At 45.6% G+C, this 1,200-nt stretch carries 1 protein-coding gene; it reads right to left on the bottom strand.

Going from position 1 to position 1,200, the window contains the following annotated elements; translation table 11 throughout:
• Positions 1-28: 28 nt before the first annotated feature.
• Positions 29-1,126: an ISAs1 family transposase gene (locus tag Xedl_RS19650; protein WP_074025402.1), complete on the bottom strand. Its 1,098-nt coding sequence runs from the start codon at positions 1,124-1,126 to the stop codon at positions 29-31.
• Positions 1,127-1,200: the final 74 nt, after the last annotated feature.

Here is a 1,200-nt window from a genome sequence, read left to right as displayed (position 1 = left end):
CAGGGCGCGAGCATACTTTGGTTGATATCTATCCAAAGAACACTTGTGCACGATAATCATCACTCCAGCCTGCTTTTTTGAGTTTATTTCTTTGACTGGGCGCACCACAGTCACATTGTTTGACCATATTCAATACAAGACGCCGGAATAACGCCAAATTTTCAATGGCTCCCTCCAGAACAATGCGTGAATCATCCTCTTTAAAAACCACATCAAGGATATAATGCTGGCTATTCTCAATCCGCCAATGCTGGCGAATGTAGTGCCCTAATAACTTGTGCCGGGGAGACAGTGAACTGATATAGTAGGACGTCTCTACTGTGCCTTTGCCGTTTTCTGACCGATGCCGTTCGACCGCAATGATACTGCGAATGGTTGGCCATTTTTCTGCCATTTCAGGTGTAAATTGAGGTTTGAGCTGGAACACATAGCGCTCTTCCCGACGTCCATGCGCTTCTTGCTTCACTTCAGTGACAATTTGTTCTTTACCTGCATCAAACACCGACTGAAATTGTGACTGGACAGCTGCCCATAACTTAGGCTGATTTTTCTTGACCTGAACCACCACATGCGCTTTCTTTTCACTGATTTTTCCCAGTGTTTCACGCTGACAATGCAGGGCATCCAGCGTCACAATACTGCCCTTCAGATTAAGGATATCCAGCATTTGACGAACAACCTGGATTTCACCGTTTTTTGTGGCGGTGGCTTTCTGGCTCAACACTAACCCCCGTTCGGTGTCATACGCCGTGACCAGCTGGACGGCATTTTTCTTTTCATTCCGGTAGGCCCGTCTCAGGACTTTGCCATCAAAGGCGATGACGGGTTTACCGCCCAACTCACGCTGTTCATTAACCCAATTCAGTAGTGCTTCCAGTAAAGAATCCAGCTTGATAGCCCGCAGTATTCTGGCAATGGTATGTCGACAGGGGATGCCATGGGAAAACGCCCGGTATTCCTTTAACCACGTAATTTTAGCTTGACCATAAGTTTCAATGTCTTGCCATCCTTCGGCTCCCGCCATAATGGCACTGACAACAAGGAAAATAACATCAACCAGATCGTATTGACGATTAATATCAGAGCGGGTTTCTTTCACAACGGATAAGTGTTCAATCAGAGTCATAGGTCAGCAATGAGAAGGAAAATAAATCTCATTAGATCATGTCATTTGCCTTCATTCAAGAGGTGCTAAAAAAA

This window comes from Xenorhabdus eapokensis (assembly GCF_001908105.1).
The sequence above is the reverse complement of the archived record's forward strand: the minus strand, read 5'-3'. Positions and strand labels throughout refer to the sequence as shown.